The following is a 21,026-nucleotide window of genomic DNA, read 5'->3' on the forward strand; positions in this document are numbered from 1 at the left end:
ACTCAGTCCCGGGGGGTCCATCCCAGCGCCGGGCCGAGCTTCGTGGCCATGTCGGTGAGGATCTGCACGTAGTCGTCGTGCTCGAAGCTGAACGGCAGCGCGAACGCCACCTCGTCGATCTGCGCGTAGGCCGCGTGTGCCCGCAGTTGCTCCGCGATCTGCTCGCTCGTGCCGATGAGGTCGCGGGCGAACAGGAGCTGGGCCGGACCCTGCGGCCGGGCCGTGCGCGGCGTTCGCCTGTCCACGTACGCCTGGTACTTCGCCATCTGCCCCGGCGTCGCCGAGTCGGTCGGGATCACCACGAGCCCCTGTGACACGCGCGCTTTCTCGCCCAGTGGGTGGGCTGCGCGGAAGGCCTGTACGTGGCTCAGCTGGATCTGCGCGAAGTCCGGTGCGGGGCCCTCGGCCTTCACCACGCTGCTGGTCAGGAAGTTCATGCCGTTCTCGCCCGCCCACTGGGCCGAGCGCAGGCTGGCCCCGCCGTACCAGAGCCGCTCGGCCAGGCCCACGGCGTGCGGCTGGACGCGGTCGGAGAACTCCTCGAACGCCCGGGCGCCGCTGAAGTCGGAGGCCTTCTCGCCGCGGATGAACCCGAGCAGCCGCTTCACCCGTTCGTACGAGAAGTCTTCCACCTCGGCGGTGTCGGGGTAGAGCGCGTCCTTCACCGTGTCGTAGGACATCGGCGGGCCGACGCTCAGCCCGGGGTTCAGCCGGCCGCCGGAGAGGATGTCGACCGTGGCCCAGTCCTCGGCCAGGCGCAGTGGGTTCTCCCAGCCCAGCGGCGTGACGGCGGTGCCCAGCTCGATCCTGCTGGTGCGCTGCGAGGCGGCGGCCAGCACGGCGACCGGCGAGGAGATGCCGAACTGCAGGTGCCGGTGCCGCAGCCAGGCGCTGTCGAACCCGAGCTGCTCGCCGAGCTCGATGATCCGCAACGTCGACTCGTGACCGGCCCGCGGGTCGGCCTCGTCGAACAACCCGATCGTCAGGAATCCCAGCCTCTGCAGAGCTCGCATAGTTGATTGTTGCACTACCTATGGCGTGCTGGCTGGCCTTGGGGTCGATGGTGCGAACTCGTCACGGTGCCGTCTCGGGATCGTGTGCATGCGGTGCGGTTCTGGCGCAGGGAATGCACACGATTCGGGGGTAGCGATAACAGGCTTTTGCCGTGGGGGCTCTGGGGTACGCGTGCAGAGGCTGTGGACGTCCGGGCGGAGTGGGTCTCCGGGGTGAGGTGGACGTCGGGATGGGCGGTCAGGCGTGGCGTGGCGCCGGGTTGCCGCCACATGTGCGGGAAAGAGTTCGACCATCCGGACGCTTGTTAGGTTAGCCTTACCTGCATAACGATTGGACCGGTCGGGAGGCGGCACAGGTGACGCGGGTGATGTGGGACAGGCCTCGGAGTGAGCACCTGCTCCCCGATGATGCCCGGCCGTCCGGTGGCCACGTGATCAGTTGCGACGAGTTCGGATACGCGCCGGGGGAGCGGGGCGGCATCCTGGTGGCGCGGTACCGCTCCAGTGGCCCGCTGGAGTTCGGTGAAGGGCGCCAGAACGTCCTTCATCAGCTGTACTTCTCGCCCGGTGGCCTGGTCGGCGCCCGGCCGGGCGCCGGGTCGCAGTTCGTCGGCCCGGCCGAGGTGTTCTGGGTCCGGCGCGGGGTGCTGCACGAGGTCACGGCGGGCCGGCAGCAGATCGTGTACCGGGTCGGCCTGCGCGAGGAGCCGTCCGCGCTGAAGCACCGGCGGGTCGGCGCCGCCGGTATCGAACCCGAGGCCGTGGCCCTGCTGCGGGCGCTCGGTTCGTCGGGGGTGCCGGCGGCCCGGGCGGTGAAGGCCCGGGCCCGCGTGCTTGCCGGGATCGGTGCGACCTTCCGGGAGCTGGCCGGAACCCCGGTCAACGGTTCGGGTTACGCGATGAGGGTCGCCCAGGCGCTGACGCACGACCCGGGCGACCCGACCAGCCTGGAGGAATGGGCCCGGCGCCTCCACGTCAGTGTGAAGACACTGCAGCGCGACTTCGTCAAGGAGTTCGGTCTCTCGTACACCCAGTGGCGAACACGGTTGCGGCTGCTCGCCTCCCGGGTGCTGCTGGAGACCAGTCCGGTGACCGAGGTGGCCCGGCGTGTCGGCTACGCCAGCACCTCCGCCTTCATTGTGGCGTTCACCCGTGAGTTCGGGGTCACGCCCGGGCGTCAGCGGACGTCGTAGCGGGCTCGTCCGCCGGCGGTTTCCAGGGGGCCGGGAAGGTGGGCCCGATGAGCCGTTACCGTCGACGAGATCAGCGTGAGCTGCCCCACGGCGTCCCCAAAGGCATTGCCGGGGCGAACCAATGGTGGACGCACGCACGCGCGGGCGGGTGGGCGTCCACCATGGGGGTGGGGGCGAAAAGCCAAAACCCCTTGATCACGGAGAAAGGGGTGGGGGGTTAGATTGCTCCGGGTGAACGTGGATGCGCATCAGAAGCAGGCTCTTGAACTGGACGCCGTCACCTATCGCCGGGGGACGAAGCAGATCCTGCACGGCATCGATCTGAGCGTCGGGGCGGGGGAGCACTGGGCCCTGCTCGGGCCGAACGGTGCCGGGAAGTCCACCGTACTGGCCTTTCTCGGCGCTGTGTCGTTCCCCACCTCGGGCACGGTGAGGGTGCTGGGGCACCAGCTGGGCCGGGTGGAGCTGGCGGCCCTGCGGCGTCGCATCGGGCATGTGAATCCCCGTCACCCCCTGCGGTCGGCGCTGACGGTGCGGGAGGTCGTGATCACGGGCCTGACCGGCACGATCGAACTGCCGATGCGCTGGGCGCCGGCGCCGGAGCAGATCAAGCGTGCGGACGAGCTGATCGACCTGCTCGGTCTCACCGACCGCGCTGATCACGTCTGGCCGACGCTGTCCCAGGGTGAGCGCGGCCGCACCCTGATCGCCCGGGCCCTGGCCGGTGACCCGGAACTACTGCTGCTCGACGAGCCGTCCACCGGTCTCGACCTGGCGGCCCGGGAGCAACTGCTGGACACGATCGACCTGCTCGAGACCACTCACCCGGACCTGACCTCGGTGCTGGTGACCCATCACCTGGAGGAACTGCCCACGAGCACGACGCACGCGGCCCTGCTGCGGGACGGGCGACTGGTGGCGGCCGGCGCGATCGACGCGGTGCTGACCAGCGAGCACGTCAGCACCGCGTTCGACCACCCGATCCGGGTGGGGCGCCAGGACGGGCGCTGGAGCGCCCGCACGATCAGGACGTAGGGGACTTCAGCTCGGCCAGCGGGGGCAGGTGCAGGGGCTCGGTCTCCCAGACCGCGCCGAACTTCTGGCCGGCCGGGTCGAGCTCCAGCACCAGGCCGTGCGGAGTCTCCAGGAACACCACGTCGATGCGCAGACCGTCGTGATCCTTGCCCGGGGTCGACTGGGTGGCGACGTGCCCGGTGGTCACCCAGCCGGACGCGGCCAGCGACGCGATCACGTCGGTGCCGCCGTCGCCGATGACGATCTCCCAGCCGGTCGGGCCGCCCTCGCGGATCTCCACCTCGGTCACGGCCCGGGCCTCACTGGCCCCGGTGACCGGGTAGATGCTCGACACCTGGGCCACGTCGACCGGTTCGAAGCTGGTGGCGGTGAACTCCGGCGCGCCGCGCTCGGTGACCACGGGCAGGGTGAGCCCGGCCAGGCGCCCGGCCAGCGTCTCGTCGTCCGCCGCCGAGCCACCCGCCGTGAGAGCCTGCACCAGGTACTCCCAGACCGCGCTGAGCAGCGACTGCATCTGCGGCGACTGCGAAGTGATCGCGATGACCGCGTCGGCCTCGGGCAGCACCAGGATGAACTGCCCGAAGGCGCCGTCGGCCCGGTAGCCGTGCCGCGAGCGCCAGAACTGGAAACCGTAGCCCAGCGCCCAGTCCGGCTTCTCGTCGGCGTCTTCGTCGACGGTGTCGACGTGTGACCGGGTGGCCTCGTCGATCCAGGCGGCGGGCAGCAGCTGCTTGCCCTCCCAGACCCCGTTCTGCAGGTAGAGCTGACCGACCTTGGCCAGCACCTCGGTCGGCACGTGCAGGCCGGAGTAACCGATCTCGCGGTCCTGGCCGTCGGTGAGCCATCCCAGGGTGTCGGTCACGCCGAGCGGTTCGAACAGACGCGGCCGCAGGTAGTCGAGCAGGCCCGAGCCGGAGGTGCGCTGGATGATCTGGGCCAGCGCCATGGTGCAGGGCTGGTTGTAGGCGAAGATCGAGCCCGGCTCCTCGTCCGGCGGGATGCGCAGGAAACCACGGATGATGTTGCCGGTCTCGTCGAGCTCGGCGGCGCCCAGCGTCTCTTCCTGGTGCCCGCTGGCCATGGCCGCGACGTGCCGCACCTTCATCGACCGCGAGCGGGGGTTCGTGACGTCGGCGTCGAGCTCGGGGAAGTAGGACAGCACCGTGGCGTCCAGGTCGACCAGGCCCTCCGCCACGGCGAACCCGAGCGCGGTGGAGGTGAAGCTCTTGCTCACGGAGTAGATCAGGTGCGGGCGCGGCGGGGTGTAGGGCGCCCACCATCCCTCGGCGACCACGGCACCTGACTTCACCACGATCAGACTGTGCGGCTCGACCCCGTTCATGGTGGCCGTCGCGTCGAGGAACGCGGTGATACCGGCGGCGCCGACCCCTAGGGCGGAAGGGGTGCTTCGGGGGAGCGGGACGGACTGGGCGGTCGTCATCGCCCTATTTGATCACGAACGGAGGGTTGTCCGGACGCGGAGGTCACGCCGTAACCCGGCCTCCGGCCACCGGGCCGGGCCGGGTCGGCGAAAGGGGTCAGGGACCGCCCACGGGGTGCCGGGGGCAGGGCAGTCGGGAGACGACACCGGGCGGGCCGGTGCCCGCAGCCGGGTCGGCGAGGTCGAGGACGGTCCAGGTCGGCCCGGTGGGCCAGCAGATCCAGCCCGGCCCGGCGAGAACGCGCACCAGGGCGTGAAAGATCCGGTGGAGCAGGGACGTGCGCACGATGCCCTCCCGGGGCGGAACGGGGTACGGACCGGCAGGGCCCCGCAGCCGGTGGGAGCGGTGACCGGTGCGGGGCCCTGCGGTCAGACCACCGTCAGGCGATCTGCTCGGGCGCGAGGTAGCCGCCCATGTTGAACCGCAGGCTGGTCAGGTAGCCGACCGGCTCGCCCCACGGGTCCTTGGTGTCGTACAGCGGGAGCATCCGGTAGATCTGGCCCTTGCCGGGCGCGCCGGCCGGCGGGATCGACCGCACGTCGTCGATGGTCAGGATCACCGGTTCCCGGTTGAACAGCACCTTGCCCAGGCGGGGGATGTCGAAGAGGCAGCCCACGGCCATCCGGCAGGCCTTGGCGGCGGGGCCCTCACCGGCGTACGGGTCGAACGGCGTGCGGATCTGACCGGCCGACAGGCACTCGGGGTTGAGAGTGGTGGTGATCGGGCCGAGTTCCTCGGACTCGGCCACCATCTTCATCTCGATGAGATTGGTGTAGACCTCGGCATCGGCCCACTCGGTGTTGGTGGCGGGTGAGCGGACCACCCGCACGTAGCCGTCGAACTCGACGTTGAACTCGCCTACCCCGGGGATCTGGAACGTGTCCCAGGAGTGCAGTCCGAGGTTGTCGATGCCGGCTTCGGGGGGCGTCCACTGCACGACCGGGGTGCCGTTGTACAGGTTCGGCACGTTCTGGTCGACCGGGCGTCCGTAGATCGTCTTCTTCTCGGTATCGGGGGTCGTGGTCATGCGACTGTCTCCTTGTCCGGTGGTTCGTGGGGGCGTCAGATTCCGGCCGAGCGGTAGTCGCAGCAGGTGCGGCCCGGCTCGTCCGGGATCCCGTCCTGGTCGCTGTCCAGCTCGCCTTCCGCCGTGCTGTAGACGTCGCGTGAGTTCAGGTCGATCTTGCCGTCGCCGTCCCAGTCGTTGAGCTTTCCCTTGAACGTTCCGAGGATGAAAACATTTGTCATCGGTCCGATTTCGGGATCGTGCAGGGTGGACAGCACACCGTTGCCCGGGGTCAGGATGTCTTCCAGGCCCCGGCCGGCGACGTTGTTGACATCGGTGTAGCCCCAGCCCTGGAAGCGACCACGCACATAGCGGATGGCGTCCTCGTCCCGGACCTTGATCCGCGGGTCCAGGTGCCAGTTGCCGAACCGGGAGAAGCCGACACTGGTTTCGTGCGTGCCCTGGCTGGGGTCGTCGGCGCGGCCCGAGCGGAAGAAGGTCCGCGGAACCTGCGACTCGAAGAAGAAGTTTCCCCGGTCCCGGCGGGTGCGGTCGGTGAATCCCTTGAACAGGTAGTTGTCCACGTGCTTCGAACCGTCCTGATGCAGGCCCGAGATGGTCTTGCCCATCAGGAGCTGACGTTCGCGGGTGGCCACGTTCGGGCACGCGTGCGCCTGCCCGTAGAGCCGGGCCAGTCCCTGTGGGGCCAGGGAGAGCTTGCCCCAGTGCCGGTTGGTGTCGTCCAGCCGCACGTACAGGTCGCAGTGGATGAGCAGGTAGATCGTCTCGTCGAAGGTGCGGTCCGGGGTGAAGACCGCCTGCCGGGCGTCGAAGCGGGGATCGCCCGTCGTCAGTTCGCTGGCGAAGAGTCCCGCCCACTCGGCGATCTCCGGGTCGCTGTCCTTCTCGAACCGTCGTAGCGCGGCCACCGCGTGCGGTCCGCCCAGCTTCTCCAGGGCCCACAGGACGTCCCATCGCACCTCACGGTCGGAGTCTTTCAGCACCACCTCGCTGAGTAGCTCGATGGCGTCCGGCAGGTCCCGGTCGGCGTACTCGTAGGCGGACTGCTCGCGCATCACCGGATCGGGGTGCTGGAAGGCATCGTGGCGTAGTTGCTCGTCGGTGCGGGAGTCGACGCGTACGGCCGCCTTGTTCAGGGCGTACCCGAAGTCGCTGGCCCAGGCGGCGGGGTCACCGGCGACGAAGCGGGGGTCCATGCTCAGCGTGGTGCGGTAGGCGAAGTTCAGGGCGTCCCGCTGGTCGACCGAGAGGTCGGAGAGCGCAGGCGCCCCGGCGGCCTGCTGATGGGCTGCGGCCTCCGAGGCCGCCTCGGGGGACTTGTTGACCAGATCGATGGCCATGCCGTGCCTCCTTCGTGGAACGGATGGGCTGAGACATGAGCGTAGGTCGCTACCATTTCTATTAGCTTCTCCCGCCTTGCGGTAGCAGGTTCGCACGATGGAAGAACCGTTGTCCGCAACTTGTGTCTACTTTTGTAAGGAGAACGTCGGGTCGCGTAAACAACAGGGCGAACGTGAATACGCGGACTGTGCGATGAAGGGCGTTACCAGTGGTGATCTTTGGTGCGCTTGATGGTGAATATCTTTCCTGGGTGGGGAAAATGGTTCGGAATCGAAGCGGTGTGGCGATGTCCGGAAACGTCTGTGGGGCCAGGTCGTGACCGCCGTCCCGGTCGAGGTGAGTCTGTCGATCCCGGCGCCCACCACCGCGGTCTGGGACGCACTGACCAGGGCCGGTCTGGTGTCTCTGTGGTGGGGGCGCACCGCCCACGACCTCGATGTGGTGGGCCGCGGGGCGGTCCTGAGCACAGGCACCAGCTCGGAGTACCGGGTTCGCCCGGAGGCGGTGCAGGCCCCCTGCCGGCTGGAGTTCACCACGTCCTACCTCGGCTCCGGTGAACCCGTCCGGGTGCGCATCGACCTACGGCCCGCCGGCCCGGGCGAGTGCCGGCTGCGTCTGCGCGAGTGGCCGGACCACCCCACGCCGGCAGGACTGCGGATGGCCCGTGAACTGTGGGCGCTCCGGCTGGAGCGGTTGCGGTCGGTCCTGGCCGGTGAGGCACCCGGGGAACCGGACGAGATCGTCGCCGGGTGCCCCCTGCGGGAGGTGGGCTGGCGGCCCCTGCACCGGGCGAACCTGACCCGTTGGCTGCCCATCGGAAGCACGGCGGAAGGGACTGACATGTTCTACGCGATGGACTCGGTGGGAGCCAGACCGTTCCCGATCGTGGGGCTGCGTCTGCACTACGACGAGCGCCTGGAGCTGGACATCGCCGTGGCTCACGAAGGACCGCCCACACACGGCGAGGTCACCATCACCCCAGGAGCCGGCGCGGGACTGTGGATGGAGGTCCGGCACCGGGGATGGCGCACCAGCGATCCCGATGCCGAGACCCGGCAGTACCTGCGCACGGTGTTCCGGGCCACCTGGGAGGAAGTACTCAGCCAGGCCGGCTGCGGGTCGGCCCGGTGACGCAGCACCAGGTGCCCGAGCTGCTCGCCGAGCACGAGGCCGCCGTTGACCGGGCCATCCGGGCGATGCGCCCGGCCCTGTTCCGGGCCGTGCGTCTGGATGATCACGCCGCCGCCGGCATGTACAGCCGGTACCACTTCCACCGGGTCTTCCGCGAGGTCACGGGCACCACTCCCGCCCGGTACCTGGCCGGGTTACGGATGCAGGAGGCCAAACAGCTGCTGGCCGGGAGCGACCTGACCGTCACGACGATCAGCGGCCTGGTCGGTTACGAGAGCCTGGGCACCTTCACCACGCAGTTCGGGCGGCTGGTGGGCATCTCCCCGGGCCGGTTCCGGCAGCTCGTCGACGAACTGCACGACCTGACGGTGGACGACGTGGCCCTGGGCCCGTGGGCGCACGGGCCGGGCGCGCCCGGCCTGACCCGTCCACCCCGGGCCACCTTCGTGGGAACGTTCCGCGGAGGTCTGCCGACGGGCGTCCCCGCCTCCTTCACCCTGTTGCCGGACCTGGACGACACGGTGCTGGCCGCGATCGAGCGCCCCGAACGCGGCCACGCCCCGCTGGCCTTCTCGGTGCCGGCCGGTTCCCGGCTCACCGACATCGCGGTCGGCGTTCTGGACGACCTGCACGTAGGGACGCCGTCGGTGGCCCGCGAGGGGCCACCGGGTCTGCGCCTGATGCTCCGCATGCGGCCGTGGCGCACCGTCGACCATCCGCTCGTGACGGCCGCGGCGGTGCGGCTTCTCGCCGCCCGGCGCCGTCCCGGGACCGCCGCGTGAGCGCCGGGTCCCGGGCCCGGTCGCAGCTGCCGGCCGGTCTGCACGCCGCGGCCCGGCTGGCCCGGATCGCCCTGGCCCTGCTCACGGGGACGGTCCAGTGCCTGCCGGAGCTCGTACGCTACGCCGGCCATCACGACGGCGTGCGGCTCCAGGCGCAGGCCGGCCGGATCGCCGGGGCCCGGTTGTGGGATCTCGGCCCGGCCTTCGTGAAGATCGGCCAGTTGCTGTCGACGCGTCAGGACCTGCTGCCGCCACGCCTGTGCGACGAGTTGCGGACCGGTCTGGCCTTCGGGGGACAGGGCCACCGATCCGGCGGCGCAGGCGGATCTCTTCCGCCCACCGGTGCCCGTGCGGTCGAGATCGGGTCGGTGGCCACCGTGCACCGCGACCACGTCGACGGCACCCCGGTCGCCGTGAAGCGCGTTCACCCGGGCGCCGAACGGCAGCTGGCGACCGACCTGGCCCTGGTCCGCGGGCTGATGCGGGCCGGCCTGCGGCTGGTGCCACGCAGCCGGGTGCCGCTGCCGGAGATCGTGGACGAGATGTGCCGCTCCGTACGGCGGCAGACCGACCTGTGCGCCGAGGCCGAGACCCTGAACCGCCTGAGCGGTCTGGGGGACCGGCTGCCGGTGGTGCTGCCCCGGGTGCTGGAGGGGCACAGCGACTCCGGGCAGCTGGTGATGACCTGGATCGAGGGGCAGGACCCGCACCGGCCCGTCAGCACCCCCGACCGGACCGCTCGGCGTCTGGTCCTGGCGCTCTACGAGATGCTTTTCATTACCGGGGTGGTGCACTGTGACCTGCATCCGGGTAACTGGTGGGAAATGCCGGACGGGCGGATCGCGATCGTCGACGCCGGGTTCGCCTACGAGCTGGACGACGAGATGCGCTCGCACTTCGCCGAGTTCTTCCTCGGGATGTCGGCCGCCAATGCGGAGATCTGCGCCACCCACGCCCTGGCGGCGTGTGCCGTCCCGGTCGGGCCGGAACAGGAGGCGGGCTTCCGGGCCGACATGGAAGAGCTGATCAGGTCGAACACCGGTCTGACGGCCGGGACCTTCTCCCTCGCCCGGTTCGCCACCGACTTCTTCATGATCCAGCGCCGTCACCGGGCCTACTCGCGGGCCACCTTCATCTATCCGTTCATGGCTCTACTGGCCATCGAAGGTCAGGTTAAACAACTTTCGCCTGGATTGAACTTTCAGGCGCTGGCCGGACCGGTGGTGTTGAGGGCCATCGTCAACCGGGCCCGTTCCGGGTCGTCCGACGTGTACCGGAAGCCGCAAGGTATCGCTTAGCAGCTGGTGCATAGAGCAATTCGGAAGAGGCGCAGGGGCCCGGGAGTTGCGAGGGTAGCTCCCGAAGCTCATTTCACGATCCGGTGTAAAACTTGCCGTAGGGGGACTGGCCGTGACGTCAATGACGGGCTGTGTCCGGGCGTGGATGCTGACGCCCGGGCCCGACGCGGTCAGGTTCACCACCCGTGGGTTCACCGCCACCGACCCGGCCGCCCGGCGCCGGCTCGAGGTGGTGGGTGAGACCTTCCTGGCCGGTCTGGATCGCGGACTGGCGGCTCGCGACCTGACGGGCCTGATTCCTGTTCTTGAGGGGATCGGCACGGACCGCAGGGGTTTCGCGTTCGAGGGGGCGGCGATGGGCCTGGCTCTGGGGGACGCGCTGACGCCGTGGAACCGGAACCTGTTCGGTCGGTTCCAGGCCGGTCCGGGGGAGCGGCACGTCTATATGGCGTACGTGGGTGCGGGCTGGGCCATGGCCCGGCTACCGAGGTTCCGGTGGCGGAACATCACCCTTCGGGACCCGGTGCTGCGTTGGCTCGCGCTGGACGGATTCGGTTTTCACGAAACCTATTTCCGCACCGCGACAGTACTGCAACGCCGGGGTGGCCGACTGGTGCGGCCCCCCTGGCCGGACCCGACGGGTTACGCCCGGCGGGCCCTGGACCAGGGAACCGGGCGGGCCCTGTGGTTCGTGCGAGGGGCCGACGTGCGGGCCGTCGCGGCCGAGATCGGCCGGTTCCCGGTCGATCGCCACGCGGATCTGTGGGCCGGAACCGGCCTGGCGGCCACGTACGCCGGCGGGGCCGGCGTGAGTGACCTGCGGATCCTGGCCGGGCTCAGCGGTGAGTACCGCCCCGATCTGGCCCAGGGTGCTGCCTTCGCCGCGAAGGCCCGGTTGCGGGCCGGCCTGGTTCAGCCCGAGACCGTTGACGCAGTAGGTGTTCTCGCCGGCAGTGGGCTGGCGGTCGCCGCCGGCCTGACCGATGAGGCACTTGTCGGTCTCGGCGGTGACGAGCCCGGTGCGCCGGCCTTCGAGGTGTGGCGGCGGCGGATCCGGCAGGACCTCGCCCGCGTCGTGAGCTGATCGTCATCACCCGGCCCGTCGGGCCGGGTGACCCGCCCCTGGGAGAAAGGCGCTGTCGCCTCATGAAACCGTTCTCCGGACGTCCCGGGCTGCTGGTCGGGGCTCTCGCCCTGGCCCTCTGCGTGGTGGCCGGCCTGCTGACCCGTCTGCCCGCAGCGAGTGCGGGGGTGAAGACCGACCTGGCCGGCCGGTTCGGCTTCGAGGTCAGCGACGCCAATGCCGATCCGGCGGGTGCGCGCACGATCCGGCCGGTGCAGCCCGCCCTGGAGCACATCCGGTCGTGGATCTCCGCGGTCGGGGCGGGAGGTGGGCTGGCCGACCTGGACGGTGACGGGCTCCCGGACGAGCGTTGTCTGGTCGACCCCCGGGACGACTCCGTGACCGTGGCCTCGGTGCCCGGGGCGCCGGGGGCTCATTCCTCGTTCTCCCTGGAACCGGTCGGACTGGAGTACGACTCCTCCACCACCGCGCCGATGGGATGCATGCCCGGCGACCTGAACGAGGACGGCTGGACCGACGTGCTGGTCTACTTCTGGGGCCGGACCCCGGTGGCCTATCTGAGGGAGCCGGAGACCCCGCTGGGGGCGGCCGGGTTCGTGGCCACGGACATCGTCGACGAGCCGGGCCGGATCTGGAACAGCACCACGGCCAACCTGGTGGACCTGGACGGTGACGGTCGCCTGGACCTGCTGATCGGCAACTACTTCCCCGACGGTGCGAGGGTGCTGGACACCTCGGCCGCCAACGACCCGCTGATGCGGATGCAGTCGTCGATGTCGGTCGCTTCCAACGCCGGCGTCAATCGGGTCCTGCGACTGACCGGGCTCCGGGATGCCGGTGCCGTGGACGCCCCGGTGTACGAGGACGTGTCCTCGGCCCTGAATGCTGAGGAGTCGCGGGGCTGGACGCTGGCGACCGGGGCGCAGGACCTCGACGCCGACGGTCTGCCCGAGCTTTACCTGGCCAATGATTTCGGCCGGGATTTCTTGCTGCACAACGAATCACGGCCCGGTCGGATCAGTTTCTCCCAGCTCCGGGGAAGCCGGGGCCCGCTGGACCCGAAGTCGAAGGTGCTGGGTAACGACTCGTTCAAGAGTATGGGCGTCGCCTTCACCGACCTGAACGCCGATGCCCGGCCGGACATTCTGGTCAGCAACATCACTACCGAGTTTGCCCTTCAGGAGAGCAATTTCGCCTTCACCAGTACGGACGACGCGGCGCTGGAGCAGGGTCGGGCGCCGTACACCGACGACAGCCAGAACCTGGGTATGGCCCGCACCGGCTGGGCCTGGGACATCAAGGCCGCGGACTTCGACGGTGACGGCAGTGACGAGATCGTGCAGGCTCTGGGCTTCGTCAGGGGCGATACCAACCGGTGGGCCAATCTGCAGGAACTGGCCATGACGAACGATATGGCGCTGCAGCACCCGGGAGCCTGGCCCGACTTCGAACCGGGTGACGACATCGCCGGTCATCAGCGCGATCAGTTCCTGGTGCGGGACGGCTCCGGCCGGTTCACCGACATCGGTGAGCAGATCGGTCTGCGGGATGATGCGGTCAGCCGGGGAGTCGCGATCGGGGACACCGATCATGACGGGCGGCCGGACGCGCTGATCGCCAAGCAGTGGGGCCGGTCCGAGTACCTGCACAACTCCGGGCCGGAACGCTCCTACCTGGGCCTGCACCTCACCCTTCCGGCCCGGGGCGCGAACGGTCGGCCCCGGGACGCCGTGGGTGCCCGGGTCACCGTCACCCTGCCCGACGGCACGACCCGGCGCCAGCAGCTCTATCCGGCGAACGGCCACACCGGGGTGAACGCGCCGGAACTGCTCTTCGGTCTGGGGACGGAACGGGATCCGGTCGGTGTCGAGGTCTCCTGGCGGGACGAGACCGGTTCACACACCGTGCTCAAATCGCTCTCGCCGGGCTGGCACGACCTCACCCTGAAGGCCGCCGGCTGAGCGCCGGTCCTCCGCCGTACTCCCGCTTCCGTCGTTCACGAAAGGGTCGCCCATCATGCCCGACCGTCCCCCGGCCGACGTGCGGATCAAGGCGTTGCGCCGGTTCGCGCTCTCCATCACTGTCTTCAACGTCCTCGGGCACGTCTGGCTGGGGTTCGAGCAGGCCTACCTGACCCCCGTGGTGGGTGTGCTCACCGCCTACCTCCTGGAGATCGTCCTGGAGACGGTGGACTCCTCCGCCCGCGGGGTGCGCCCGCGGTTCGCCGGGCCGGGCACGACGCTGCCGGACTTTCTGCTGCCGGCCCACATCACCGGCCTGGCCTGCGCCATGCTGCTGTACGGCAATTCCAGTCTCTGGCCGACGATCTTCGCGGTGACGGTCTCGATGTGCAGCAAGTACATCGTGCGGATGCGGATCGGCCGCGGTCACCGGCACGTGCTCAACCCCAGCAACCTCGGTATCAGCCTGACCCTGGTGCTCTTTCCCTGGATCGCCATCGCGCCGCCCTACCAGTTCACCGAGTATGCCTTCGGCCCGGTCGACTGGATCATCCCGGCGGCGATCTTCGCGGCCGGAACGATGCTCAACGGCAAGCTCACCCGGCGGGGCCCGCTCATCGTAGGCTGGCTAGGAGGTTTCGTGCTCCAGGCGGTGTTGCGATGGCTACTGCTCGGGGATTCCCTGGCCTCGGGTCTGCTGGTGGTCACCGGCGTCGCGTTCGTGCTGTTCACCAATTACATGATCACCGATCCCGGCACCACACCCACCGCGCCGTCCCGGCAGGTGGCCTTCGGGGTGACCGCTGCCCTGGTCTACGGTGCTCTGGTCGCCGCGCACGTGACCTTCGGCCTGTTCTACGCCCTCGTCATCACCTGTGCCCTGCGGGGCCTGCTGATCGCCGGGTCCCGGCTGCGGGAACCGGCGGGGGAGACCGCGGTGGTGTCGCCGCGTGAAGCGGTACCGGCGGAGCACGGCCGGCCCGTCGCCGCGGGTGGGGGGCAGGCATGAGACCCGGCGCCGACGACGTCGTGATCGCCGGTATGGCGTGCCGGTACCCGGACGCCGACGACCCGGCCCGGCTCTGGGAGAACGTGCTCAGCACCCGTCGCGCCTTCCGGCGGATGCCGCCCGGACGCCTGTCCCTCGACGAGTACGGCGGGGAGGGGCCCGACTCCACCTACGTGACGCACGCGGCCGTACTGGAGGGGTGGGAATTCGACCGGCACCGTTTTCGCGTTCCCGGTGACATTTTTCGCGCCGTCGACCTCACCCACTGGCTGGCGCTCGAGACCTGTTCGGAGGCCCTGCGCGATGCCGGCCTGCCCGACGGCGAGGGCCTGGATCGCGACCGGGTGGGCGTGGTGCTGGGCAACTCGCTCACGGGGGAGTTCAGCCGGGCCGCTCTGCTGCGGACCCGCTGGCCGTACCTGCGTCGCAGTATCGAGCAGGCGCTGCTGGACCAGGGTGGTGCCGGACTGTCTTCCGAGGCGCGTGAAGCTCTGCTGACCTCGGTCGAGGCCCGGGTCAAGGGCCCGTTCCCGGTACCGTCCGAGGAGACCCTGGCCGGTGGCCTGGCGAACACCGTGGCCGGTCGGGTGTGCAACCATTTCGATTTCCACGGAACTGGTTTCACTGTGGACGGGGCTTGTGCATCGTCCCTCGTGGCGGTGGCCACCGGGGCCGACGCGATCACCGCGGGTCGTCTCGACGTGGTGCTGGCCGGTGGTGTCGACCTGAGCCTCGATCCTTTCGAGATGGTGGGATTCGCGCGACTCGGTGCCCTGTCCCGGGGCGGGATGCGGGTCTACGACGCGGCCCCGACCGGATTCCTCCCCGGTGAGGGATGCGGGGTGGTGGTGCTCTGCCGGGCGGGTTTCGCGAAGGAACACAGGATGCCGGTCTATGCGCGCCTGCTCGGCTGGGGGCTGTCGTCGGACGGTCACGGCGGCCTCACCCGCCCGGAGCCGCGGGGGCAGCGCCTGGCCATCGAGAGAGCCCATGAGATGGCCGGTCTCGCTCCGTCGGCGTCTGAGTTGATCGAGGGACACGGTACCGGTACCGCGGTCGGTGACGAGGTGGAACTGCGAGCACTGACGGCTGCCCGGGGACCGGGTGCGCCCCGGGCCGTACTGGGCACCGTCAAGGCCAATATCGGTCACACCAAGGCGGCCGCCGGTGTCGCCGGGTTGATCAAGGCGACCCTGGCGGTGCACCACGCCACGCTGCCGCCCACGACCGGTGTGCACGAGCCGCACGAACTGTTGCGCCGGGAGGACGCGTCGCTGGAGGTCCTGTCCCGGAGCCGACCCTGGACGTCGGCCGAAAGATACGCGGGAGTCAGTGCCTTCGGTTTCGGTGGGATCAATGCCCATGTCGTGCTCGGCGCTGCCGGGGCCCGGGGCACCCGGCGGGCGTCCCGGCCCGACCCCCGGCTGACAGTGCGACCACCCGGCTACGAGGTGGTGGTCTGCTCGGCCTCCGACTCCGGCGCCCTGGCCCGGCAACTGCGGGAGATCGAGCGGGTGGCCGCCCGTCTGGGGCACGGGGAGCTCACCGACCTGGCGGCGGACCGGGCCCGGCACTCACGGGGGACCGATGAGGCCCGGTGCGCGCTGGCGGTAGCGACCCCGGACGAGCTCCACGCCCTGGCCGGGTACGCGGCGGGGCTGGTCGAGACCGGTACCCGGGTGGTCGTCGATCCGGTGCGCCGGTTGTTCCTGGGCGCCGGGGCACCGGCCCGGGTGGCCCTGCTGTTCCCCGGTCAGGCTGCGCCCTGTTACCCGGGAGCGGGACCGGTCGGCGACCTGCACGAGCTGCCGTCCCGGCTGAGCGCGCCGATGCCGGTCGACCCGGGCACGGTGCCTGACACCGCCCTGGCCCAGCCCGCGGTCATCCGGTCCTGCCTGGCCGGTTTGAGCTGGATCGAGGAACTGGGGGCCGGGGTGGACGTGGCCGTCGGTCACAGCGTGGGCGAGATCGCCGCGCTGGTCTGGGCCGGTGCCCTCACCATCGACGGGGCGCTCGAACTGACCGCGGTGCGGGGCCGGGCGATGAGTGCGTCCGGTCACGAGGTGAAGGGCGGCATGCTGGGTCTGTCCACCGACGTGGAGTCCGCCCGCGAACTGCTGGCCGGACAGGTGGTGGTCGCGGCCGACAACGGCGAGCACCAGACCGTGGTGGCCGGTCCGCGGGACGACCTGGAGACCGTGGCGGCCCGCGCCCGCGACCGGGGTCTCACCGCGACCTGGGTTCCGGTCGCGCACGCCTTCCATTCCCCGGCCATGGCGGACGCGGCCGGTCCCCTGAGGAGTGAACTGGCCCGCACGGCTCCGGTCGGCCGACCGGAGCTGCCCGTGGTCTCGACAATCACCGGCCGGCTGTGGGGGCCGGGCGACGAGGTGAGTGACCTGCTGGTGCGGCAGCTGACGGAACCGGTCCGGTGGCGCGAAGCCCTGAACCGGGTGCAGGCCGATCTGCTGGTCGAGGTCGGGCCCGGACAGGTTCTGGCCGGGCTGGCCGGGCCGACCGGGCGTCCGGTGGTCTCGATGGATATCGGATCGGGTTCCGCGGCCGGTCTCGCGGCCGCCACGGCGGCCCTGTTCGCCGCCGGAGCCGTGCCGGACGTCCACCCGTGGTTCGCCCGCCGGCCCTGCCGTCCCTTCGATCCGGCCCGGGAGCCGGTCTTCCTGACTTCGCCCTGCCAGGTGGAGGTCACCGTCCGGGTACCCGTGCCGTCCGGGGGATCGGTGACGAGCCCGGCCGGCGAGCCCGGACCCGGGCCCACCGACGAGATCAGGGACGCGGGTACCGACCTGCTGTCGGTGGTCCGGCAGCGGGTCGCCGGCGCGGCCGAGCTGGCGCCGGAGCTGATTGCCGAGAGCACCGGTCTGATGGCCGATCTGCACCTCAGCTCACTGCGGATCACCCAGCTGGCGGGCGACCTGATGCGTGACCTCGATCTGCCGGCGCCCCCCGGACAACTGGTTCCGGTGACCGCGACGGTCGGGGAGGTCGCCCGCGCGCTCGGTGATCTGAGTTCCGGTGATCCGGAACCCGATGTGGTGGAGGGTGTCTCGCCGTGGGTGCGAGCCTTCGGTCACCATGTCGTCCCGGCTTCGGCGCCGTCCTCGGTGCCGGCCCGGCGGGCCTGGCAGATGGACGGTCTGGAGGGGCATCCCCTGGCCGAGGAGATCGGCACGGCGTTCTCCTCCCCGAGGCAGGAGGAGGGGCAGGGGCAGGCCACCCGCCTCCTGGCGCTGCCACCGGGCGCTGACCTGCCACCGGAACCGGTGGTGCGCGTCCTGAAAGCCTCTGCCGCCGACCGGATGCCCCTGGTCGTGCTGCATCACGGAGGCGTCGGCGCCGCGATCGGCCGCAGCCTCGCGGCGGAGTACCCGGACGCTGACATCCTCGTGCTGGACGTACCGCCGACCCCGGACGGGGTGCGGGCGGCCGCGGCCGAAGCCGCCACCGCCTGGCGGGGGCACCACGAGATCGTCCACGCCGCCGAGGGTTCCCGGATGCGACCGGTGAGCACGCTGCTCGAGGTGCCGGCCGGTTCCGGGGCGTCGCTCGGGGAGGAAGGGGCGGTGGCCGGTCGTGGTGACGTCGTCGTGGTGTCGGGCGGGGCCCACGGCATCGGCCTGGAGTGCGCGCTCGCGCTGGGAGCGGCCACCGGCGCCCGGATGGTGTTGCTCGGTCGCAGTCCGGCCACCGCCGCCACGGTCCGGAGCGGGCTGGCCCGGTTCGCGCCGGAAAGCGTTGTCTACGAGCAGGTGGATGTCACGGATGCCGCCGGCGTCCGGACGGTGATGGCGAGGGTGGCCGAACGGATCGGCCCGGTGCGAGGGCTTCTCCACGCAGCCGGCCGCAATGTGCCCGCGCTGATCGCGGACATCACCACCGAGGGTTTGCGGGAGACCCTGGCCCCGAAGATCACGGGCTTCGAGAACCTGGTCGCCTGCGTGGATCCCGGCCAGTTGCGTTTCGTCGTCACCTTCGGGTCGGTGATCGCGCGCACCGGTCTGGCCGGACAGGCGGAATATGCGATCGCCAACGAGTGGCTGGGCCGGCGTTGCCGGGAGCTGACGCGGTCGCGGCCCCGGGTGCGGTGGCTGAACGTCGGCTGGTCGGTATGGGAGGGCACCGGGATGGGAGAGCACCTGGGAGCGGTCGACCGGCTGCGCCGGCAGGGCGTGGCCCCCATCCCGACCGGTACCGGAACCGATTGGCTACTCAGGCTTCTTGCTACGCCCGGACTCCCGCCGGACGTCATGGTCAGCGGTCGGCTGCCAGCCGGGCCGGGACTGGCCCGCCCGGCCGGTGCCGATCCGGGCGGCCGGTTCCTGGAGACCCTGCGCAGCCACACACCCCAGGTGGAACTGATCGCGGACTCGGCCGTGTCGCTGGGCACCGACCAGGCCCTGGCCGACCACCGGGTCGATGGCGTGGTCCTGCTCCCGGCGGTGCTCGGGCTGGAGGCGATGGCGCAGGCCGCCGTCGAGGTAGGGGCCAAACCGGTGCCCGGAACCTTCCGGGATCTGCGCCTGGCCGCGCCGGTGACCGTGCCCGAGCGAGGCAGTCGCACGGTTCGGGTGGCCGTGCTCGCCGGTGACGACGGCAGCGTGCGCGCCGTGTTGCGCAGTGAGGAGACGGGTTTCTCGACAGATCATTTCGCCGCCACGCAGACAGCCCTCGAGGCGAAGGACAGCGGCCCGGGCCGGACGCTGCCACCGGGCCGACCGATGCCGGCCGCCGGGTTGTACGGATCGTTGTTCTTCCACGGGCCGAGATTCGCCCGGGTGCGCGGGCTGTACCGGCTCGGTGCCTACGAGGTGCTGGCGACGGTCGGTACCGATCCGGGGGCCCGGTGGTTCGGTGAGTTCCTCGACCAGCGGCTGGTGCTCGGCGATCCGGCCGCCCGGGACGCGATGATCCATGTGCTCCAGGCCTGTGTCCCCGACCGTCGGGTGCTGCCGGTGTCGGTGGACCGGGTCACCGTGCACGCCCGTGCGGAGGGGGAGATCACCGTGCACGCGGTCCAGATGTCGCAGGACGAGACGGATTTCGTCTTCGACGTGACGGCCTCGGACGTGACCGGTGTGCTCCTCGAGCGGTGGAGCGGGCTGAGGGTGCGCTCGGTCGGTCCTCTCGACTGTTCCGGTCTGGCGCTGCCGCTGGTCGGGCCGCTGGTGACCCGTGCCCTCAATACGGGGGACGAGGGCTACGACGTCCGGGTGGTGCCGGCCGGGCCGGGAGAACCCGGCGTGATCGAGCAGTTCCGGCTCGTCGGCGCCCCCGGCTCTCGCGCGGGGGTGAGCTGGCACCGGGGCACCGGGGCGACCTCGCCGGAAGGTGCCCTGCGACTGGATACGGCCGCGGGACCGATCACGGTGGAGGTCGCACGATGAGCGCACATCCCTACTACGCGCACCGGCACCGGGTGACGCTGGACGAGACCAACCTGGTGGGTAACGTCTACTTCGCGCACTACCTGCGGTGGCAGGGGCATTGCCGGGAGAACTTCCTGGCCGATCATGCCCCGGGGGTGATCGCCGCGCTGGCGTCGGGCCTGGCCCTGGTCACGCTCGACTGCTCGGCCGAGTTCTTCGCGGAGGGCCAGGCCCTGGACGTCGTGGAGATACGGATGCGTCTGGACTCGCAGACCGGTCACCGGCTGACGATGTCCTACGACTACGTGCGCACCCTCCCGGCGCCCGAGATACTCCTGGCCCGCGGTACCCAGTCGGTGGCGGTCATGGAGCGGGGGGCGGAAGGACTGAGGCCGGTCCGGATACCGGACGAGCTCACGAAGGCTCTTGATCCGTACCGGTTCCGGGCCGACGGTGGACAGCCGGCCCGGAACGCTCAGAGTGCGGCCGGCACCGGGACGGTCTCGGGCTGATCCTCCGCCGCGAGCGCGCCGGCGGTGCCGGTCTCCCAGGAGGCCCGCACCGCGGCCCGTTCCCGCCACAGGTGTCGGAGGGCAACGGCGAAGATCGCGGTCCCGACGATGTTGGCCAGGAAGTGCCACCAGATCCGGTAGGTCCACAGCCCGGGCCCGGGCGGCATCAGGCCCAGCCAGGTGGACAGGCCGATCGGCCGGGCCGCTCCCAGGCCGACCGAGAGGGTCAGCACCAGGTGCTCGACGCCGTGGATGCCCTGCATCCAGGTGCCCATCACACCCCACCGGCGCGACCGGGTTCCGAGCGTGTGCCGCGTGATCAGCGCAACGCCGACGATACCGGCGAGGAAGATCGAGTTGCCGACGAAATGCAGGATCTCCATACCGAAACCGGGTGTGTCGGTGGTGAACGAGCTGAATCCCCGGGCCAGGCCGTCACCCCACGGCGTCATCCAGGGCTTGGCCTCCGGATGCATCGCCCAGTACCCCACCTGGGCGATGTGCTCCTGCACGTGCCCCAGCTGGCCGATCACGCCGGCTCCGATCACGGCCAGGCTGGCCCGGTACACCCAGAGCTGGCCGGGGCGTCGCCCGGCGACGGCCAGGCGCAGGACAGCAGCCCACATGACGATCGCCCAGAGCCCGAGTCCGGCGGCGCCCAAGGTGTCCCACAGAGACGCCTGTCCGCCCGCCATCTGCATCGGTTGGTCCATGTCCATAGTCACCGGCAGTCCTCCAGAACGTGGAAAGGATCTGAAAATGCCTTTAAAGGCAATGGTTACGCTACGGTCGCGAGCCGGGTGGGATTACTCGG

16 protein-coding genes are annotated in these 21,026 nt (G+C 70.5%); 10 read left to right on the plus strand and 6 right to left on the minus strand.

Features of this window, described 5'->3' with window-relative positions; genetic code table 11:
- Window positions 1-2: 2 nt before the first annotated feature.
- Window positions 3-1,013 carry an LLM class flavin-dependent oxidoreductase gene (locus QSK05_RS18245; RefSeq protein WP_285598443.1) on the minus strand — a complete coding sequence of 337 codons (1,011 nt, stop codon included), beginning with the start codon at window positions 1,011-1,013 and terminating at the stop codon, window positions 3-5.
- A 356-nt stretch (window positions 1,014-1,369) separates the two neighbouring features.
- On the opposite strand from QSK05_RS18245, the gene QSK05_RS18250 reads away from it, so the two are divergent.
- Entirely contained in the window at window positions 1,370-2,206 is an 837-nt protein-coding gene (locus tag QSK05_RS18250) for a helix-turn-helix transcriptional regulator (RefSeq protein ID WP_285598444.1), read from the plus strand.
- A 231-nt stretch (window positions 2,207-2,437) separates the two neighbouring features.
- Window positions 2,438-3,241, plus strand: a complete 804-nt coding sequence (locus QSK05_RS18255) for an ABC transporter ATP-binding protein (RefSeq protein ID WP_285598445.1) — start codon at window positions 2,438-2,440, stop codon at window positions 3,239-3,241.
- Here QSK05_RS18255 and QSK05_RS18260 read toward each other — a convergent pair.
- The 4 genes from QSK05_RS18260 to QSK05_RS18275 all read right to left on the minus strand — a co-directional run bounded on the left by QSK05_RS18260 (window position 3,231) and on the right by QSK05_RS18275 (window position 7,050).
- The gene (locus QSK05_RS18260; protein WP_285598446.1) at window positions 3,231-4,682 is read right to left on the minus strand and encodes a serine hydrolase domain-containing protein; all 1,452 of its coding nucleotides are present in this window, start codon (window positions 4,680-4,682) and stop codon (window positions 3,231-3,233) included. The genes QSK05_RS18255 and QSK05_RS18260 overlap by 11 nt on opposite strands.
- Before the next feature lie 97 nt (window positions 4,683-4,779).
- Window positions 4,780-4,968, minus strand: a complete 189-nt coding sequence (locus tag QSK05_RS18265; protein ID WP_285598447.1) for a hypothetical protein — start codon at window positions 4,966-4,968, stop codon at window positions 4,780-4,782.
- Window positions 4,969-5,062: 94 nt separating this feature from the next.
- Complete coding sequence (locus QSK05_RS18270) at window positions 5,063-5,710, minus strand: DUF6073 family protein (protein ID WP_285598448.1); 648 nt, start codon at window positions 5,708-5,710, stop codon at window positions 5,063-5,065.
- A 35-nt stretch (window positions 5,711-5,745) separates the two neighbouring features.
- Window positions 5,746-7,050: a HEAT repeat domain-containing protein gene (locus QSK05_RS18275; protein WP_285598449.1), complete on the minus strand. Its 1,305-nt coding sequence runs from the start codon at window positions 7,048-7,050 to the stop codon at window positions 5,746-5,748.
- 316 nt (window positions 7,051-7,366) lie between these two features.
- Between QSK05_RS18275 and QSK05_RS18280 the strand changes: the two genes are divergently transcribed.
- The 8 genes from QSK05_RS18280 to QSK05_RS18315 all read left to right on the plus strand — a co-directional run bounded on the left by QSK05_RS18280 (window position 7,367) and on the right by QSK05_RS18315 (window position 20,212).
- Window positions 7,367-8,182: an SRPBCC family protein gene (locus QSK05_RS18280; RefSeq protein WP_285598450.1), complete on the plus strand. Its 816-nt coding sequence runs from the start codon at window positions 7,367-7,369 to the stop codon at window positions 8,180-8,182.
- Window positions 8,179-8,964, plus strand: a complete 786-nt coding sequence (locus QSK05_RS18285; RefSeq protein ID WP_285598451.1) for a helix-turn-helix domain-containing protein — start codon at window positions 8,179-8,181, stop codon at window positions 8,962-8,964. The genes QSK05_RS18280 and QSK05_RS18285 overlap by 4 nt, the downstream gene beginning before the upstream one ends.
- A complete protein-coding gene (locus QSK05_RS18290; RefSeq protein ID WP_285598452.1) occupies window positions 8,961-10,262 on the plus strand; it encodes an AarF/UbiB family protein in 1,302 nt (433 codons plus the stop codon). Before QSK05_RS18285 ends, QSK05_RS18290 begins: the two co-directional genes overlap by 4 nt.
- A gap of 121 nt (window positions 10,263-10,383) precedes the next feature.
- On the plus strand, window positions 10,384-11,346 hold the full coding sequence (locus tag QSK05_RS18295; RefSeq protein WP_285598783.1) for a DUF1702 family protein: 963 nt from the start codon (window positions 10,384-10,386) through the stop codon (window positions 11,344-11,346).
- A gap of 62 nt (window positions 11,347-11,408) precedes the next feature.
- Window positions 11,409-13,307, plus strand: coding sequence for a CRTAC1 family protein (locus tag QSK05_RS18300; RefSeq protein ID WP_285598453.1), 1,899 nt, complete (start codon window positions 11,409-11,411; stop codon window positions 13,305-13,307).
- Between the two features lie 55 nt (window positions 13,308-13,362).
- Complete coding sequence (locus QSK05_RS18305; RefSeq protein WP_285598454.1) at window positions 13,363-14,316, plus strand: hypothetical protein; 954 nt, start codon at window positions 13,363-13,365, stop codon at window positions 14,314-14,316.
- Complete coding sequence (locus QSK05_RS18310; RefSeq protein WP_285598455.1) at window positions 14,313-19,718, plus strand: type I polyketide synthase; 5,406 nt, start codon at window positions 14,313-14,315, stop codon at window positions 19,716-19,718. The genes QSK05_RS18305 and QSK05_RS18310 overlap by 4 nt, the downstream gene beginning before the upstream one ends.
- Window positions 19,715-20,212, plus strand: a complete 498-nt coding sequence (locus QSK05_RS18315; RefSeq protein ID WP_285598456.1) for an acyl-CoA thioesterase — start codon at window positions 19,715-19,717, stop codon at window positions 20,210-20,212. The genes QSK05_RS18310 and QSK05_RS18315 overlap by 4 nt, the downstream gene beginning before the upstream one ends.
- Here the strand turns inward: QSK05_RS18315 and QSK05_RS18320 are convergent.
- Window positions 20,176-20,931 carry a DUF6008 family protein gene (locus tag QSK05_RS18320; RefSeq protein ID WP_502879788.1) on the minus strand — a complete coding sequence of 252 codons (756 nt, stop codon included), beginning with the start codon at window positions 20,929-20,931 and terminating at the stop codon, window positions 20,176-20,178. The two genes, QSK05_RS18315 and QSK05_RS18320, sit on opposite strands and share 37 nt — an antisense overlap.
- Between the last annotated feature and the right edge of the window lie 95 nt (window positions 20,932-21,026).

The sequence above is a fragment of the Kineosporia sp. NBRC 101731 genome, assembly GCF_030269305.1.
Taxonomy (GTDB): Bacteria; Actinomycetota; Actinomycetes; order Actinomycetales; family Kineosporiaceae; genus Kineosporia.